The 17290-nt window shown below is 57.7% G+C and carries 16 protein-coding genes; 10 read left to right on the plus strand and 6 right to left on the minus strand.

All coding sequences use genetic code 11. The features are described 5' to 3' along the window. The 4 genes from IAE27_RS26135 to IAE27_RS26150 form a co-directional block, all read left to right on the plus strand. Positions 1-743: ABC transporter permease subunit (locus IAE27_RS26135; RefSeq protein ID WP_200093074.1), on the plus strand; the 743-nt coding region annotated here is incomplete at its 5' end. Beyond that, the gene (locus IAE27_RS26140; protein WP_016808491.1) at positions 743-1375 is read left to right on the plus strand and encodes an ATP-binding cassette domain-containing protein; all 633 of its coding nucleotides are present in this window, start codon (positions 743-745) and stop codon (positions 1373-1375) included. The genes IAE27_RS26135 and IAE27_RS26140, both read left to right, overlap by 1 nt. 78 nt (positions 1376-1453) lie before the next feature. Further along, positions 1454-2749: a rhodanese-like domain-containing protein gene (locus IAE27_RS26145; protein WP_023320748.1), complete on the plus strand. Its 1296-nt coding sequence runs from the start codon at positions 1454-1456 to the stop codon at positions 2747-2749. Between the two features lie 57 nt (positions 2750-2806). Further along, positions 2807-3034, plus strand: a complete 228-nt coding sequence (locus tag IAE27_RS26150; RefSeq protein WP_070557297.1) for a hypothetical protein — start codon at positions 2807-2809, stop codon at positions 3032-3034. 503 nt (positions 3035-3537) lie between these two features. Here the strand turns inward: IAE27_RS26150 and IAE27_RS26155 are convergent. After that, on the minus strand, positions 3538-4155 hold the full coding sequence (locus tag IAE27_RS26155) for a CDP-alcohol phosphatidyltransferase family protein (protein WP_070557296.1): 618 nt from the start codon (positions 4153-4155) through the stop codon (positions 3538-3540). Positions 4156-4241: 86 nt separating this feature from the next. On the opposite strand from IAE27_RS26155, the gene IAE27_RS26160 reads away from it, so the two are divergent. Both IAE27_RS26160 and gdhA read left to right on the plus strand, forming a co-directional pair. Next, positions 4242-4652, plus strand: coding sequence for a pyrimidine (deoxy)nucleoside triphosphate diphosphatase (locus IAE27_RS26160; RefSeq protein ID WP_017146087.1), 411 nt, complete (start codon positions 4242-4244; stop codon positions 4650-4652). 182 nt (positions 4653-4834) lie between these two features. Further along, complete coding sequence (gene gdhA, locus IAE27_RS26165; protein ID WP_004101304.1) at positions 4835-6178, plus strand: NADP-specific glutamate dehydrogenase; 1344 nt, start codon at positions 4835-4837, stop codon at positions 6176-6178. A 72-nt stretch (positions 6179-6250) separates the two neighbouring features. On the opposite strand, the gene IAE27_RS26170 is transcribed toward gdhA, so the two are convergent. Beyond that, on the minus strand, positions 6251-8206 hold the full coding sequence (locus IAE27_RS26170) for a DNA topoisomerase III (RefSeq protein ID WP_154023087.1): 1956 nt from the start codon (positions 8204-8206) through the stop codon (positions 6251-6253). A 4-nt stretch (positions 8207-8210) separates the two neighbouring features. Next, the gene (selD, locus tag IAE27_RS26175; protein WP_115239673.1) at positions 8211-9254 is read right to left on the minus strand and encodes a selenide, water dikinase SelD; all 1044 of its coding nucleotides are present in this window, start codon (positions 9252-9254) and stop codon (positions 8211-8213) included. 227 nt (positions 9255-9481) lie between these two features. On the opposite strand from selD, the gene phoC reads away from it, so the two are divergent. Continuing rightward, positions 9482-10228, plus strand: a complete 747-nt coding sequence (gene phoC / locus IAE27_RS26180; RefSeq protein ID WP_004101298.1) for an acid phosphatase PhoC — start codon at positions 9482-9484, stop codon at positions 10226-10228. A 231-nt stretch (positions 10229-10459) separates the two neighbouring features. On the opposite strand, the gene IAE27_RS26185 is transcribed toward phoC, so the two are convergent. Continuing rightward, positions 10460-11011, minus strand: coding sequence for an NAD(P)H nitroreductase (locus tag IAE27_RS26185; protein ID WP_115239674.1), 552 nt, complete (start codon positions 11009-11011; stop codon positions 10460-10462). A 166-nt stretch (positions 11012-11177) separates the two neighbouring features. On the opposite strand from IAE27_RS26185, the gene sppA reads away from it, so the two are divergent. The 3 genes from sppA to pncA all read left to right on the plus strand — a co-directional run bounded on the left by sppA (position 11178) and on the right by pncA (position 14953). Continuing rightward, entirely contained in the window at positions 11178-13031 is a 1854-nt protein-coding gene (gene sppA / locus IAE27_RS26190) for a signal peptide peptidase SppA (RefSeq protein WP_023329566.1), read from the plus strand. Positions 13032-13284: 253 nt separating this feature from the next. Further along, complete coding sequence (gene ansA, locus IAE27_RS26195) at positions 13285-14301, plus strand: asparaginase (protein WP_004101295.1); 1017 nt, start codon at positions 13285-13287, stop codon at positions 14299-14301. Positions 14302-14311: 10 nt separating this feature from the next. Continuing rightward, positions 14312-14953: a bifunctional nicotinamidase/pyrazinamidase gene (gene pncA, locus IAE27_RS26200; RefSeq protein WP_017146090.1), complete on the plus strand. Its 642-nt coding sequence runs from the start codon at positions 14312-14314 to the stop codon at positions 14951-14953. Between the two features lie 37 nt (positions 14954-14990). On the opposite strand, the gene IAE27_RS26205 is transcribed toward pncA, so the two are convergent. Together IAE27_RS26205 and IAE27_RS26210 are read right to left on the minus strand one after the other, a co-directional pair. Then, on the minus strand, positions 14991-16349 hold the full coding sequence (locus IAE27_RS26205; RefSeq protein ID WP_115239675.1) for an MFS transporter: 1359 nt from the start codon (positions 16347-16349) through the stop codon (positions 14991-14993). Between the two features lie 141 nt (positions 16350-16490). Continuing rightward, entirely contained in the window at positions 16491-17249 is a 759-nt protein-coding gene (locus tag IAE27_RS26210; protein WP_004101292.1) for a DeoR/GlpR family DNA-binding transcription regulator, read from the minus strand. Positions 17250-17290 lie beyond the last annotated feature (41 nt).

Consider the following 17290-nt stretch of genomic DNA (forward strand, 5'->3'; position numbering starts at 1 on the left):
GGGGGACCCCCCCGGGCGCGGGCACCCGCCGCCCGCAGCCGCGGGCGCTCGTCGGGAAAAGCTTCGCGATTCTCCTGCCGCTGTGTGGCGTGCTCTGCGCGCTGCTGCTGGCGGCAACGGCGCAGAGTCGTGCTCCGCTCGGCGATAGTATCGGCAACAGTCTGTGGCTCGGTCTCTGCTCTGCGCTTCTCGGCGCGGTCGTTTGCCTGCTGTGGCTGGAGCTTGGCCCTTCCCGCTTCGGCGGCTGGATCTGGCTGCCGCTAATTTTACCGGCGCTGCCGCTGGTGGACGGGCAATATCAGCTGGCGCTGTATACGTGGCAGGACGGCGAGTGGCTTACCGTTTTATGGGGCCATCTGCTATGGGTGGTACCCTGGATGCTGTTTATTCTGCATCCCGCGCGTCGCGCGGCCGATCCGCGCGCGGAGCTGGTTGCCCGAACCCTCGGCTGGCATCAGGGGCGTATCTTCTGGCTGGTCACCTTACCTGCCCTGACGCGTCCGCTGCTGACGGCGCTGGCGGTGGGCTTTTCGGTAAGCATTGCGCAATATCTACCGACGTTATGGCTGGGAGGCGGGCGGATCCCAACGCTGACCAGCGAAGCCGTGGCGCTGAGCAGCGGCGGCGATATCGCCACCCTCGCCGCGCAGGCGCTGTGGCAGTTGCTGCTACCGGCGGTATTCTTTGCTCTCACCGCTCTGCTGGCCTGGCCGATTGGCCGCTATCGACAAGGATTACGCTAATGTTGATCGTCAAAAACCTGACTCTCAGACTCAACGGGCAGCCGCTGCTGCGCGACGTCGATTTTTCGGTCGCAGCGGGCGAGATATTGACGTTGATGGGCCCCTCCGGCAGCGGCAAATCGACGTTGTTCGCCTGGATGGTGGGCGCGCTGGCGGAAGATTTCCGCGCCGCAGGGGAGCTGTGGCTGGATAACCAGCGCTGCGACAGTTTACCCACCGAGCGGCGGCGTATCGGCATCCTGTTCCAGGACGCGCTGCTGTTTGACCACTTCAGCGTCGGACAAAATCTGCGGCTGGCGCTGCCCGCTGACGTCCAGCGTTCCCAGCGCAAACCGCAGGTAGAACAGGCGCTGGAGCGCGCCGGTCTGGAGGGTTTCTACAGCCGCGATCCGGCCACCCTTTCCGGCGGCCAGCGGGCGCGGGTCAGCCTGATGCGCGCCCTGCTGGCCCGACCGCGGGCGCTGCTGCTTGATGAGCCCTTTAATCGCCTCGACATTGAGCTGCGCGCCGATTTTCGCCGCTGGGTATTCGACGAACTGGCGCGGCTGGCCATTCCGGCGCTGCTGGTGACGCACGATCGCCAGGACTCTCCCGTCGGCGGGCGCTGTTTACATATGAGCCAGTGGCAATGAAAGCCTGCGCTATCGCAAGGATTTTTCCGCTGAGAACGCCGAGAATTGCCGCTCAATTTTCTACTGTCGGGCATTTCGATGAAACGTGTTTCTCAATTGACCGCACTCGCCCTCCTGATGGGGCTTGCTGCTTCCACCTCCGCCGCTGAATCCATGCCAACGCTAACGCTCTCCACGCTGCAACAGCAGAACGGCGTCGCTATTGATACGCGTCTCAGCGCTTTCTATAACGGCTGGCCGCAAAGCGCTAACGGGCCTCAGGGTCATGAACCGCAGGCGCTTAACCTGTCAGCCAGCTGGCTTGGCGCGATGAACGACGAACAGCTGAGCGCCTGGGCTAAGCTGCACAATCTGCAGACCTCTACGCCAATTGCGCTATACGGCAACGCCGAAGACAACGCGAAAGTCGCGGCGCGCCTTCAGGCTGCTGGTTTCACTCATCTCAGCTCCCTCGGCGATGCCCTGAGCCAGGCAGGTCGCCTGCAAAAGCTGCCGCATTTTGAACAGCTGGTATATCCGCAGTGGCTGCACGACCTCCAGCGCGGCGAGCCGGTTACCGCCGCGCCTGCCGGTGAATGGAAAGTTTTTGAAGCCGCCTGGGGCGCGCCGAAGTTTTATCTGCTGAGCCATATTCCGGGCGCCGGTTATATCGACACTAACGAGGTGGAGAGCGAACCGCTATGGAATAAAGTGTCCGACGCGCAGCTTAAAGCGATGCTGGCAAAACACGGCATTCGCCATGACACCACGGTAATTTTGTACGGTCGCGACGTGTATGCCGCCGCCCGCGTGGCGCAGATTATGCTCTACGCCGGCGTGAAGGATGTGCGCCTGCTCGACGGCGGCTGGAAGACCTGGTCCGATGCCGGTCTGCCGGTTGAGCGCGGAACGCCGCCAGAACAGAAACCTGAACCGGATTTTGGCGCCCCCATCCCGGGCCAGCCGCAGCTGATGCTCAATACCGAGCAGGCTCGCGCCCTGCTGCATCGTCAGGATGCTTCGCTGGTCAGCATCCGTTCCTGGCCGGAGTTTATCGGTACCACCAGCGGCTACAGCTATATCAAGCCGAAGGGCGAAATTGCCGGGGCTCGCTGGGGTCATGCCGGAAGCGATTCCACCCATATGGAGGATTTCCATAATCCGGACGGCACCATGCGTAGCGCTGATGATATCGCCGCGATGTGGAAATCATGGAATATTCTGCCGAGCCAGCAGGTCTCTTTTTACTGCGGCACCGGATGGCGCGCCTCAGAAACGTTTATGTACGCCAGGGCGATGGGCTGGAACAACGTCTCGGTCTACGACGGCGGCTGGTACGAGTGGAGCAGCGACCCGAAAAATCCGATTGCGACTGGCGATCGCAAGCCGGAGTGATATCGCGGCTTTGATGCCGGGCGATGGATTTGCCCGGCACGTTAATGATGAAGGACGATGAAATTGACCATTAATACCGAGTCTATCGAAAATCTTATTCTGACATTTATGGTGGGTTTGCCCATCGTGGCTACTGTCGCCGTTGCATGGCAAACCTGGCATAAACACAAATCCGATCCCGATACTTTCGGCAAACACTGGCGCGTATGGCGCAATGCGATCCTGACACTAATTCTCAGCGCTGGGGTGGGTTTTGGCCTGGTTCTGGCCAGCCTTACAAACTAATTCACTCCTGATTCGCCGTACCACCAGCGCTGTTATTTTCTTGTTGGCGCTGATTTTCCTTTAGACTCAGACACCTGTGTAAAGGCCGTCAGAACCCGTAGCCCGGGCAAGGCGCGTTAAGCGCCGCCCCCGGGAGCATCGCGCAGAGTGGCAGAGTTTCCCGGAGGCGATGCGGCGCATCTGTCCGGGTTACCGGCTCGCAGACGGCACTGAACCTGTAGCCCGAGCAAGGCGCGTTAAGCGCCGCCCCCGGGAGCATCGCGCAGAGTGGGTGAATTTCCCGGAGGCGATGCTGCGCATCTGTCCGGGCTACCGGACTGCAGACGGCACTGAACCTGTAGCCCGGGCAAGGCGCGTTGCGCGCCGCCCCCGGAGCCGCGCGCAGAGTGGCAGAGTTTCCCGGAGGCGATGCTGCGCATCTGTCCGGGTTACCGGCCCGCAGACGGCTTCGAACCCGTAGGCCGGGCAAGGCGTCAGCCGCCGCCCGGCACAAAACCTGCTCATCACTCTCTTACCTGTTTCAGGGTCAGGTATCCGCTCCACACCCGCGTAAAGGTCGTCAGCCAGCACAGCGCGCCAAAAATCCACGCCAGCCAGGCAAACCACGCAGGGAACAGACAGCTCAGCACAAACAGCGCGATGGTTTCCGTCCCTTCCGTCAGTCCGCCAAGATAGTAAAACGATTTGTGGGCGTAGCCCGGATTGGCGATCTGATGCTTTGTCGCCAGCGCGGCAAAGGCGAGAAAGCTGCTGCCGGTACCGATAAACGCGAAAAGCAGCCAGCCGCCCGCCAGCGCGTTGTGCGCCGGGTCGGCCAGAATAAAGCCAAACGGCACCAGGGCGTAAAACAGAAAATCGAGGGAAATATCGAGAAAACCGCCCGCATCGGTCAATCCGCGTCGCCGGGCCAGCGCGCCGTCGAGGCCGTCCAGCAGGCGGTTAAGCACTATCGCCGCCAGCGCCGCCTGATACCAGCCCAGGGCTAAAAACGGCAGCGCCAGTACGCCAATTGCAAAGCCAAGCAGGGTCAGACCGTCGGGAGAGACGGCTGGACGATCCAGCAGAGCGGCGGTGGCGTTGAGGGCAGGTTTCAAACGCGGATGCAGATAACGATCAAGCACGAAGTTTCTCCAGCGGATTCAGGGTTGTTTGCAGAGTACCAGGGCGGTGATAATAGGCGATTCTTTCGTACAGAACGATGATTCACATGCTAAAAACTCTTGATGTTGTTGCCGCCATTATCGAACGCAACGGGCAAATTTTGCTGGCGCAGCGCCCTCCCCACGCGGATCAGCCGGGGATGTGGGAATTTGCCGGCGGTAAAGTCGAACCCGGCGAAACCCAGGTCGAGGCGCTGGCCCGCGAGCTCCGGGAAGAGCTGGAGATCGACGCCAGCCCGGGATGCTATATCGCCAGCCATCGGCGCGAAGTTTCCGCTCGCCTGATTCATCTTCACGCCTGGTGGGTCCCTCATTTTAGCGGCGAACCCACCGCCCGCTATCACAGCCAGCTGCGCTGGTGTTCACCGCAGGAGGCCTTTAGCTTCAACCTTGCGCCAGCGGACATCCCCCTGCTGGAAGCCTTTATCGCCCAGCGCGCCGCTCTCCTCTCCCGCTAATTCTGTCAGGCGGCGGTCATCGTTTTTGATTATGACCCATGCCTGATTATAAATTTTGCTTTCCGAACAATTTTTCCTTGCTTACCTAACGATTCCCGGTGGTATAGTCGGAAAATCGGCTTTTTCAAGGGCCGAATCATAATAAATAGACGCAACCACAACCATAAGGGGAAATTATATCTATGGATCAGACGTGCACTCTGGAAGGTTTTCTCGCCCGCGTTCAACAGCGCGATCCAAATCAAACTGAATTTGCTCAGGCCGTCCGTGAGGTGATGACCACCCTGTGGCCCTTCCTTGAGGAAAATCCGCGCTATCGCCAGATGAATTTGCTGGAACGTCTGGTTGAACCGGAGCGTGCTATCCAGTTCCGCGTCGTTTGGGTTGATGACCGTAACCAGGTTCAGGTTAACCGCGCATGGCGCGTGCAGTTCAACTCCGCCATCGGCCCGTACAAGGGCGGTATGCGTTTTCACCCCTCCGTAAATCTGTCGATTCTGAAATTCCTTGGCTTTGAACAAACCTTCAAAAACGCCCTGACCACCCTGCCTATGGGCGGCGGTAAAGGCGGCAGCGATTTCGATCCTAAAGGCAAGAGCGACGGCGAAGTCATGCGTTTCTGCCAGGCGCTGATGACCGAACTGTATCGTCATCTGGGGCCGGATACCGACGTGCCTGCCGGTGATATCGGCGTAGGCGGTCGTGAAGTCGGCTTTATGGCCGGGATGATGCGTAAGCTCTCTAACAACAGCGCCTGCGTATTTACCGGCAAAGGTCTCTCCTTCGGCGGCAGCCTGATTCGTCCGGAAGCCACCGGCTATGGCCTGATTTACTTCACCGAAGCGATGCTTAAGCGCCACGGTTTGGGATTTGAAGGCGCTCGCGTGGCGGTTTCCGGCTCTGGCAACGTGGCGCAGTACGCCATCGAGAAAGCGATGGAGCTTGGCGCGCGGGTGATTACAGCGTCCGACTCTAACGGCACCGTCGTCGACGAGGCAGGCTTCACCAAAGAAAAACTGGCGCGCCTGATCGACATTAAAGAGCGTTGCCATGGCCGCGTAGCGGATTACGCGCGCGAGTTTGGCCTGACCTATCTGGAAGGCAAACAGCCGTGGTCCGTACCGGTGGATATCGCGCTGCCGTGCGCGACGCAGAATGAGCTGGACGTCGATGCTGCCCGTCAGTTGATCGCTAACGGCGTGAAGGCCGTAGCGGAAGGCGCCAATATGCCAACCACCATCGCCGCCACCGATCTGTTCCTTGAAGCGGGCGTACTGTTCGCGCCGGGTAAAGCCGCGAACGCCGGCGGCGTCGCCACCTCCGGTCTGGAAATGGCGCAGAACGCCGCGCGCATGGGCTGGAAAGCGGAAAAAGTGGATGCGCGTCTGCACCACATCATGCTGGATATTCACCACGCCTGCGTGCAGTACGGCGGCGAAGCGAAGCAGACCAACTACGTGCGCGGCGCCAATATCGCCGGTTTCGTGAAGGTTGCTGACGCTATGCTGGCTCAGGGTGTGATTTAAGCCCACTCGCTGAATGAACCCCTGCATGCGGATTCGGTGCATAACTGAAAAACCCCGGCTTCCCGGGGTTTTTTACTGCGGGTTTTCCGCCGCAGGGCCGGCGGCGCTTTTTTTATCTTTCGCTTTGGCTCTGCCTTTCCCCTTGCTAAAGCTTTTCTTCCCCGCCCCCGGCGCCGCAATTCCGCGAAAGCGGCGTACCGGCGTGCTACGGGCCTGGTCAATAAGCTGGAACAGCGTCCCGACCAGCGGCTGCATGAAATCCTGATAACGGCACTGTTTCTCGCTGATTTGCGTCAGAATCGACTCCCAGTGGGCAGTCATGTCCGGACGCGTCGCCATCTCCGGCAACGAATGAAAAAGCGCCTTGCCGGCATCGGTAGAGTGGATATAGCGCCCTTTCTTGGTCAGAAAACCGCGTTTGAACAATAGCTCGATAATTCCGGCGCGGGTCGCCTCCGTACCGAGACCGTCCGTGGCGCGCAAAATTTTCTTCAGGTCTTTATCCTGCACAAAGCGGGCAATACCGGTCATCGCCGACAGCAGCGTGGCGTCGGTAAAGTGACGCGGCGGCTGGGTCTGGCGCTCCACCACTTCCCCTTTTTCGCACAGGAGCTCATCATCTTTAGCGACCACCGGCAGCGGCATGCCGTCGTTTTCTTCATCGCGCTCTTTATTGCCTAACAGGGTTCGCCAGCCCGCTTCTGCCAGAAAACGCGCCTTGGCCACAAACTTACCGTTGGCGATATCAAGATCGATCTGACACTTTCTGAACACCGCATCCGGGCAGAACTGCATCAGATACTGGCGGGCAATCAGGGTGTAAACCTTTTCTTCGTTGTCGCTGAGCTTCACCTGCGAACTGCGCGCGGTGGGGATAATGGCGTGGTGGGCATCGACCTTTTTATCGTCCCAGCAGCGGTTGCGGATCTCCGGGTCCACCACCGGCTGCGGCAGCAGGTCCGGCGCATGTACGCTGATGGCGTTCAGCACCGCATGTCTTCCGGCAAAATGCTCTTCCGGCAGATAGCGGCTGTCCGAACGCGGATAGGTAATCAGCTTATGGGTTTCATACAGCTTCTGGCAAATATCCAGCACGTTCTGTGCGCTAAATCCGAAGCGCTTCGCGGCTTCAATCTGCAGTGCCGAGAGGGAAAACGGCAGCGGCGCTGGCTCGGAGTCCCGCTTGTCGTTATAAGCGGTCACCGTCGCCGGCTGGCCCTCAATGCGCTTGACCACATGTTCGGCAAGCGAACGATGCAGCAGCCGTCCCTCTTCATCCTGGTAGGGTTCACAGGCCTCGCTGGGGATCCAGGTGGCGACAAAACGCTCCTCCTTCGGGGTGACGATATGCGCCTTCACATCGAAGAAGTCTTTGGCGACGAAGTTTTCAATCTCTTCATCGCGGCGTACAACCAGGCCAAGCACCGGCGTTTGCACGCGTCCGACCGATAGCACCCCTTGATAACCCGCGTTACGCCCAAGGATGGTGTAGGCGCGGGTCATATTGATCCCATATAACCAGTCGGCGCGAGCGCGAGCCAGCGCCGAGACGCACAGCGGAACGAACTCGCTATTGGCGCGCAGGCGGTTAATCGCCCGCTCCACCGCCTGCGGGTTGAGATCGTTAATCAGGCAGCGCTGAACCTGCTGGCGCTTTTCCGGCGCCAGCTGCAGGTAGTCGAGCACCTCGTCCACCAGCAGTTGGCCTTCTCTGTCCGGGTCACCCGCGTGGATCACTTCCTGCGCATCGCCAAGCAAACGCTTAATCACGTTAAGCTGTTTGGTCACCGAGGGCTTGGGCTGGAGCTGCCACTTTTCCGGAACGATAGGCAGGTCGAGCAGATTCCAGCGCGCATAGCGCCCGTCATAGACGTCCGGCTGAGCCTGCTCCAGCAGGTGGCCGATACACCAGGTGACCACCTGTCCGTTGCCGCATTCAATATAGCCATCGCCTTTGCGATGCGGTTTTGGCAGCACATCGGCAATGGCGCGGCCGAGACTCGGCTTTTCTGCAATAAACAGCCGCATGAAATCAACGAATCTCGATCATAGGGCGTCCGCCGCGGGCGGTCACCAGCTCGCCGATAGCGGTCAGCGTGATGCCATATTCAGCGGCTGCTGCCAGCACCTCGTCCTCGGCTTCCGACGTTACCGCCAGCAGCAGGCCGCCGGAGGTTTGCGGATCGCACAGCAGATCGCGCCACTCAGGCGGCATTTCGCCCATCAGATGCCCGTAGCTGGCAAAGTTTCGCCCGGTTCCGCCCGGCACCGCACCGGCCGCAATATACTCTTCCACGCCCGGTAGTTTCGGGATACTGGCATAGGTGAGTTGCGCCTGTACGCCCGCGCCGCGGCACACTTCGCTCAGATGCCCCAGCAGTCCGAAGCCGGTGACGTCGGTCATCGCCTTCACGCCGTCAATGCTGGCGAACGCCGAGCCGACGAGGTTCATCTGGCACATGGTTTCCGTCGCCAGCCCCTGATGTTCCGGCTTCAGCAGCGACTTTTTCTCGGCAGTGGTCAGCACGCCGATACCCAGCGGTTTCGTGAGGTAGAGTTTGCATCCGGCCTGAGCGGTACTGTTTTTCTTCACCCGCTCGGTCGGAACCACGCCGGTCACCGCAAGACCGAAGATGGGTTCAGGCGCATCAATCGAGTGGCCCCCGGCCAGCGCGATCCCCGCCTGCTGGCAGGCAAAACGCCCGCCATCAACTACCTGACGGGCAATTTCCGGCGCCAGCGTATTGATGGGCCAGCCGAGGATAGCGATGGCCATTATCGGCTTGCCGCCCATAGCGAAAATATCGCTGATGGCGTTTGTCGCGGCAATACGCCCAAAGTCGAACGGATTATCGACGATCGGCATAAAAAAGTCGGTAGTACTGACAATCGAGGTACCGTTGCCGAGATCGTAGACCGCGGCATCATCGCTGGTTTCATTCCCCACCAGCAGATTCGGGTCAATAAATTTGGCCTGGTCGCTCTGCAGGATGGTTTCCAGCACTTTAGGGGAAATTTTACATCCGCAACCGGCTCCGTGGCTGTATTGCGTTAAACGAATGGCTTGCTCGCTCATGGACATCTCCTGTCATTGCAATCCCGATATGGTAGCGCCCAAATGGCGGAGTGGTAAGTGCGACAGTCCGAAATCGCGTATGGTTGCTCATTAAGCAGACAAAAAACCGATTTTGCGATACGGGCCCGCTTTTTCGTCGTCATTTTACCCTTTACTAAAAAATGACAGAAATGTAACAACAAAAAATTCTGTTTTGTCTGGACATATAACAACGTAAGGAAGTTTTCATGAAAAAGCGTGTTCTCGCCCTTTGCCTGGCCAGTTTCTTCTCCATCAACGCTTTCGCCCTGGTTCCCGCCGGTAACGACGTCACCACCAAACCGGATCTCTACTACCTGACCAATGCGCAGGCTATCGACAGCCTCGCGCTGCTACCGCCTCCGCCGGAGGTGGGCAGTATCGCGTTTTTAAACGATCAGGCCATGTATGAGAAAGGACGCCTGCTGCGCGGCACCGAGCGCGGCAAACTGGCGGCGGAAGACGCAAACCTGAGCGGCGGCGGCGTCGCCAACGCCTTCTCGGGTGCCTTCGGCTCGCCCATTACCGCCAAAGATGCGCCGGAGCTGCACAAGCTGCTCACCAACATGATTGAAGATGCCGGCGACCTGGCCACGCGAGGGGCGAAGGAGAAATACATGCGCATTCGCCCCTTTGCGTTTTACGGAGTCGCCACCTGTAACACCAAGGAACAGGATACGCTATCGAAAAACGGCTCCTACCCCTCCGGCCACACCTCTATCGGCTGGGCCACCGCGCTGGTGCTGGCTGAGATTAATCCGCAGCGGCAAAATGAAATTCTTAAGCGCGGCTTTGAGCTGGGCGAAAGCCGGGTGATCTGCGGCTATCACTGGCAGAGCGACGTCGACGCGGCGCGGATTGTCGGTTCGGCGGTGGTTGCCACGCTGCATACCAACCCGGCCTTCCAGCAGCAGCTTCAGAAAGCGAAAGACGAATTCGCCAAACGGCAGAAGTAACCTCATCGCTGTTAAATTCCCGGAGGCGGCGCTTGACGCGCCTTATCCGGGCTACGGATTCCCAGCCGTCCGCGGTTTGGTCGCCCGGACAGATGCGCCAGCACCGCCTCCGGGAAAGGTGTCGAGCCTGGTACACTGGCACGGCTTCCACCCGGCTCGCGCTGCGCTTAGCCGGGCTACAATCCCGGAGGCGGCGGTGAGCCGGGCCCGCCCGGCATAACGAGAATGGACTCAGAAGCGCGTCACGAACGGCGCGGTATCCGGCAAAGTGATGGTGGTTGAAGCTTTGAGCTGCGGCGTTCCCAGATAAAGAAAGCCCACGATTTTATCCTGCTCGCGGCAGGCAAACCCTTCACGGACGACCGGGCTCTCGGTTAATGCGCCGCTGCGCCAGATACCGTTAAAACCCTGCGCCACGGCCGCCATCTGCATGGCCATCACCGCGCAGCCCGCCGACATCTCTTGTTCCCACCTGGGGACCTTCGGATGATCTTCACAGTGCGCCACCACCGCAATAATCAGCGGCGCGCGGAACGGCGCGCTGCGCGCTTTTTCAATCGCCTTTTCATCTCCGCCTGCCGCCACGGCGCCTTTTTCCAGCAGCTGGCTGAAGCGCTCGCGCCCATCATCGGCAATAATGAAGAAGCGCCACGGCTGTAGCGTTCCGTGGTCCGGCGCGCGCAGCCCCGCGCGAAGGATGTTTTCCAGCTGTTCGCCAGCCGGCGCCGGATCGGTCAAACGTGAAGCGCTGCGGCGATTAACCAGTAGTTCGAGAGCATCCATCTGTGTAACTCCTGTGATGTCATTTTTCATAAAATTAACATGCACAAGGATTTTGTTACAGCCCAGCGGGTGATTCCTGCTGACAACCGTCGGCACTCTCATTAGGATAGCCAGACGCGGCAGCCCCTGCGGCTTGCCCTATTTTGATAATGGTTAGGGAGAATACATGCGAACTCTTTGGCGACTGCTCGCCGGAATCTTTAAATGGACATGGCGAGTGCTCAACTTCATTCGCCAGCTCGCACTGAACGTGGTTTTCCTTGTGCTGGTGCTGGCCTGCGTCGGTATCTGGGCCCAGTTCAGCAGTAACACAACAGAGCATACCACTCGCGGCGCGCTGCTGATGGATATCACCGGCGTGGTGGTCGATAAACCTTCGGCCAGCAGCAAACTTGGGGTCATTGGCCGTCAACTGTTTGGCGCCAGCTCGGATCGCCTACAGGAAAACTCGCTGTTTGATATTGTGCAGACAATTCGCCAGGCGAAAGACGACCGCAATATCACCGGCATCGTGCTGGATCTGAAAAACTTTGCCGGCGGCGATCAGCCATCGATGCAGTACATCGGTAAAGCGCTGCGCGAATTCCGCGATAGCGGCAAACCGGTCTACGCCATTGGCAGCAGCTACAGCCAGGGGCAGTATTATCTGGCCAGCTTCGCCAATAAAATCTGGCTTTCGCCGCAGGGCGAAGTGGATCTGCATGGTTTCGCGACCAACGGCCTGTACTACAAATCGCTGCTCGACAAACTCAAAGTATCGACCCATGTTTTCCGCGTCGGTACTTATAAATCAGCGGTAGAGCCGTTTATCCGCGATGATATGTCCCCGGCAGCGCGCGAGGCGGATAGCCGTTGGATTGGCGAACTGTGGCAAAACTACCTCAACACCATCGCCGCCAACCGCCAGATCTCCGCACAGCAGCTGTTCCCTGGCGCTCAGGGGGTCCTCGACGGTCTGCGTAAAGTTGATGGCGATACCGCCAGGTACGCGCTGGATAACAAGCTGGTTGACGAGCTTGGCACCTCTACCGAAGTGGAGAAAGCGCTGACTAAGCAGTTTGGCTGGAGCAAAGCGGATAATAACTACAGCGCGATCAGCTACTACGACTACACCGTGAAAACGCCTGCCGATAAAGGCTCCGCGATAGCGGTTATCTTTGCTAACGGCGCGATTATGGATGGCGAGGAAACGCCGGGTAACGTCGGCGGCGACACTACCGCTGCGCAGATCCGCGATGCCCGCCTCGATCCGAAAGTAAAAGCTATCGTACTGCGGGTAAACAGCCCTGGCGGCAGCGTCAGCGCCTCGGAGGTGATTCGCGAAGAGCTGGCGGCGGCAAAAGCGGCCGGCAAACCGGTGGTGGTATCGATGGGCGGCATGGCGGCCTCCGGCGGCTACTGGATCTCCACCCCGGCGGATTATATCGTCGCGAACCCGAGCACCCTGACCGGCTCTATCGGTATCTTTGGGGTAATTAACACCGTCGAAAATACGCTCGGCTCGATTGGCGTTCATACCGATGGCGTGGCCACCTCTCCGCTGGCCGATGTCTCCACCACTAAAGCGCTTCCGCCGGAAGTACAACAGCTGATGCAGCTCAGCATCGAAAACGGCTATAAGCGCTTTATCACCCTGGTGGCGAACGCGCGTAAGAGCACGCCGGAAAAAATCGACCAAATCGCCCAGGGCCACGTCTGGACCGGTGAAGATGCGAAAGCAAACGGTCTGGTCGACAGCCTCGGCGACTTTGACGACGCGGTGGCAAAAGCCGCCGAGCTGGCGAAGCTGAAAGAGTGGCATATCAATTATTATCAGGAAGAGCCGACCTTCTTCTCGATGGTGGTCGATAGCCTGACCGGTTCGGTTCGCGCGGCGCTGCCGGCGGCGGTTCAGGCTTATTTGCCTGCGCCGGTGGCCGCTGCGGCTAATGCAGTGAAAAACGAAAGCGACAAGCTGGCGGCCTTTAATGATCCGCAGAATCGCTACGCCTTCTGCTTGACCTGCGGCAATATTCGTTAATCCTCCGCCGCCCCATTCCACGGGGCGGCATTTTCCACTTCATCCTTCCTGCCGCCTCTTTCCTGGCTACGCGCAGCAACGCTGGCCCCATAGTCACTATGCTCCCATAGATTTCATTGCTTGCCGCCTCGATGCAGCGTAAATGATTTTGTGTCAGGCAAGCCATGCAATACACGAAAGCAGCCAACGCCCCTGCAACTTGCGGCGTGACGGGTATATACTGCGCCTGTCTACGTTTAACCTAAGCGATGCTATGCAGAAGAAATCTATCTACGTTGCCTATACTGGCGGCACCATTGGTATGCAGCGTTCTGAACACGGCTACATTCCCGTTTCCGGCCATCTCCAGCGCCAGCTGGCTTTGATGCCCGAGTTTCACCGTCCGGAGATGCCGGACTTCACCATTCATGAATATGCTCCGCTGATGGACTCCTCCGATATGACGCCGGAAGACTGGCAGCATATCGCCGAGGATATTCGCGATCGTTATGACCAGTACGACGGTTTCGTGATCCTGCACGGTACGGATACCATGGCGTTTACCGCTTCGGCGCTCTCCTTCATGCTGGAGAATCTGGGGAAACCGGTCATTGTGACAGGGTCACAAATTCCGCTCGCTGAGCTACGCTCCGACGGGCAGATTAATCTCCTCAACGCCCTGTACGTCGCCGCCAACTATCCGATTAACGAAGTGTCGTTGTTCTTCAACAACCGTCTCTACCGCGGCAACCGTACAACAAAGGCCCACGCCGACGGATTTAACGCCTTCGCTTCGCCAAACCTGGCGCCGCTGCTGGAAGCCGGGATCCATATTCGCCGTCTCGGCACCCCTCCCGCACCGCACGGCAGCGGTGAGCTGGTGGTTCACCCTATCACGCCGCAGCCGATTGGCGTGGTGACCATTTATCCCGGCATTTCCGCCGACGTCGTGCGCAATTTCCTGCGCCAGCCGGTCAAAGCGCTGATCCTGCGCTCATATGGCGTCGGTAACGCGCCGCAGAACGGCGAATTTATTCAGGTCCTGGCCGAAGCCAGCCAGCGCGGTATCGTGGTGATTAACCTGACCCAGTGTATGTCCGGCAAGGTGAATATGGGCGGTTACGCCACCGGTAACGCGCTGGCTCAGGCCGGGGTGATTAGCGGTTTTGATATGACCGTCGAAGCCACGCTGACCAAGCTACACTATTTATTGAGTCAGGATCTTGACGTTGCGGCTATCCGTCGCGCAATGCAGGAGAACCTGCGCGGCGAACTGACCCCCGATGAGTAAGGAGAAACACATGACCCAGCGCGCGCTGCTACTGGTCGATCTACAAAATGATTTCTGCGCCGGTGGCGCACTTGCGGTTCCGCAGGGCGATAGTACGGTTGACGTCGCCAACCGGCTTATCGACTGGAGCCTGACGCGGGGCGAAACGGTGGTAGCCAGCCAGGACTGGCATCCGGCGAATCACGGCAGCTTTGCCAGCCAGCATCAGGTTGAACCCTATACCCAGGGCGAGCTCGACGGCCTGGCGCAAACTTTCTGGCCGGATCACTGCGTGCAAAACAGCGAAGGCGCGGCTCTGCATCCGCTGCTCAAACAGCAGCATATCGCCGCCGTCTTCCACAAAGGCGAAAATCCGGCCATAGATAGCTACAGCGCCTTTTTCGACAACGGCCACCGACAGAAAACGCAGCTTGATGCGTGGCTGCGCGAGCGCGATATTCGCGAACTCACTGTGCTGGGTCTGGCCACCGACTACTGCGTCAAGTTTACCGTGCTCGACGCTCTCAATCTGGGCTATAACGTCAACGTCATTACCGACGGCTGCCGCGGGGTGAATATTCAGCCGCACGACAGCAATCAGGCATTTATGGAGATGGCCGCCGCAGGTGCCACCCTCTATACCCTGGACGACTGGCTGGAAACCCACGCATAACCGGTGCCGACAGGCATTTTCCCTGTCGGCGCATTTCTCAGGCCAGCGTTGAAATCTCCTCCAGCGATATCTTGCGCGTTTCGATGCCAAAGCAGAACAGGATCAGCGCACAGAGTACCAGCATCACCCCGAGCACCATAAAAACCGTAATCGCGCCGTAGCGGGTCAGCAGAACAGCGACGCCGTAGGGAGTAAAGACGGCGACAATTCGCCCTACCGCGTTGACAAAGCCTGAACCGCGCAGCCGGAGATGCGTTGGCCACAGCTCCGGCACGTACACCGCCGAGGCAAAGCAGACGTACATATACAGGAAAAAGATCATCACCAGGCCATAGCTTAAGATGGCCCACTCTGCGGTTTGAATCGAATAGAAGTAGCCGAGCACCGCAATAATAATCAGCAGCGATGAGCCAAATAACCGCCGCGGAAAACGGTCGATAATCAGCGCGGCGATAAATATTCCCACCGGCGCGCCAATCATAATAATCGCGGTCATCAAGATTGACTTCGTCACGTCGATGCCCGAATTGACGAAAATTGTCGGGATCCACACCGTAATGGTATAGAGCGAAATATTCATGGCGATTAGCACCGTGATTGCCACCAGCGTGCGCCGCAGCATCTGGCCTTTAAACAGCAGCCAGAAAGAGCCGCTTTCCACACACACATCCGCCGTTTGATCCGCGCTTTGCCAGGCCGGTAAGGTGATGTTTTTCTCTCTCTCGATTTGCGACTCTACCTGCTGGAGATGCTTTTCAGCGGCGCGGCGCTGCCCTTTTCCGGCCAGCCAGCGGGGAGATTCAATAAAGTATCTTCCCGACAGATACCAGGCCAGCAGCATGGCTCCTCCGCCGAACAGAAACATCATCCGCCAGCTTAAAAAAGCAATCACCACGACGCCAATTGCCGCCGATAGCATAGGCGACCAGTTGCCGACAAAGGAGAGCCGGGCGGACCATTTTCCGCGTACCGCGGGCGGAATAAATTCGGTAAAGGAGGCATAGCCCACCATAATCAGCGCCCCCATTCCGCAGCCCATCAGACAGCGAAAAAAGATAAGCCAGTACATGTTGGGCACAAAGGTTGCCGCACAGGCAGAGACCCCGACGATCAGTAAATTCAGGCGAAATGCTTTACGTCGCCCGAGATAATCGCCTATAAAACCTCCGGTCAACGAACCAATAAAGTAGCCAAACATCAGCGCCGAGGTAAATGCGGCGTTGAGATAGTTATTTGACCAGCCATTGCTGACTAACTTTGCCAGCACCACGTTGCCGGAATAGCTGAGAAAACCGGTGATTAATAAACTAAAACTAATAATGCCAAAAATACGAAAATGAAATCGTGATAAAGGTAAGCGGTCTAATCTTGCGCCGATAGGGTCACATTGTTCCATCTGGATGCCTCAAATTCAGCTAAAATATAAAGTATGGCCATCGCGGCAGAATCATTTTTGCCGCGCCAGCCATCATCATTAAATTTTTATGGCATTATCCAGGTGCAAATTAAAATAATATCGATACAGCCAATCTTAATGTTAATAAACAAGTTGAATATTATTTTCTTTACAAAATGCAATCCACTGTGCACCCGGCGCCTTATTGGTGATAAGGTAATTAATATGGCTAAAATCCACGAGCTGGACGAAGGCTTTGCGATCGAATTTTGAATGATCGACCAGCAAAGCGACTTCGGTCGCCTGGCGGATCATGGTTTTCTTAATTTCCGCTTCCGCTTCGTTAGAGTCCAGCGCCCCGCTCTGCATATCCAGCCCTTTGCAGCTCATCACCATAATATCAACATGATAGCGGCTAATAATTTCCTTAGTGATCCTTCCCTGCAGCGACAGCGTATTCTTATTGAGCTCGCCGCCGGTAGATACCACGTTGATTTCAGACTGTGCCAGCTCATGAAAGGCTTCCGCCGAGTTGGTTAACAGCGTGAGATCGTTTCTCTCTTTCAACAGCTTTAATAACTCCATCGCGGTACTGCTGGAGTCGGCAGCCATGGTGGTTTTATTCTTTATAAACGGTAATGCATTGCGGGCAATGATCTGCTTCTCTTCTAAAAAAGATTTAGCGCGTTTATAAAAATGAATATTGTCAGCTAAAGCATTGGTATTTAATACAGCGCCGCCGTACGTGCGGGTCAAATAACCTTCATCTTCGAGCTTTTCCAGATCGCGACGGATGGTTTCCTCAGTGACCTGAAAAATTGCGCTTAAATTAGAAACCGCTACTTTCTTATCATTAGCCACCATTTGCTTTATGGCCTGAATCCTGTCTTTTGCCGCCACGATGACACCTCTGTTTCCTGCAAAGTCATAATAAGATTCTA

It is taken from the genome of Klebsiella sp. S69 (assembly GCF_016516145.1).
GTDB classification, from domain to species: Bacteria; Pseudomonadota; Gammaproteobacteria; order Enterobacterales; family Enterobacteriaceae; genus Klebsiella; species Klebsiella oxytoca.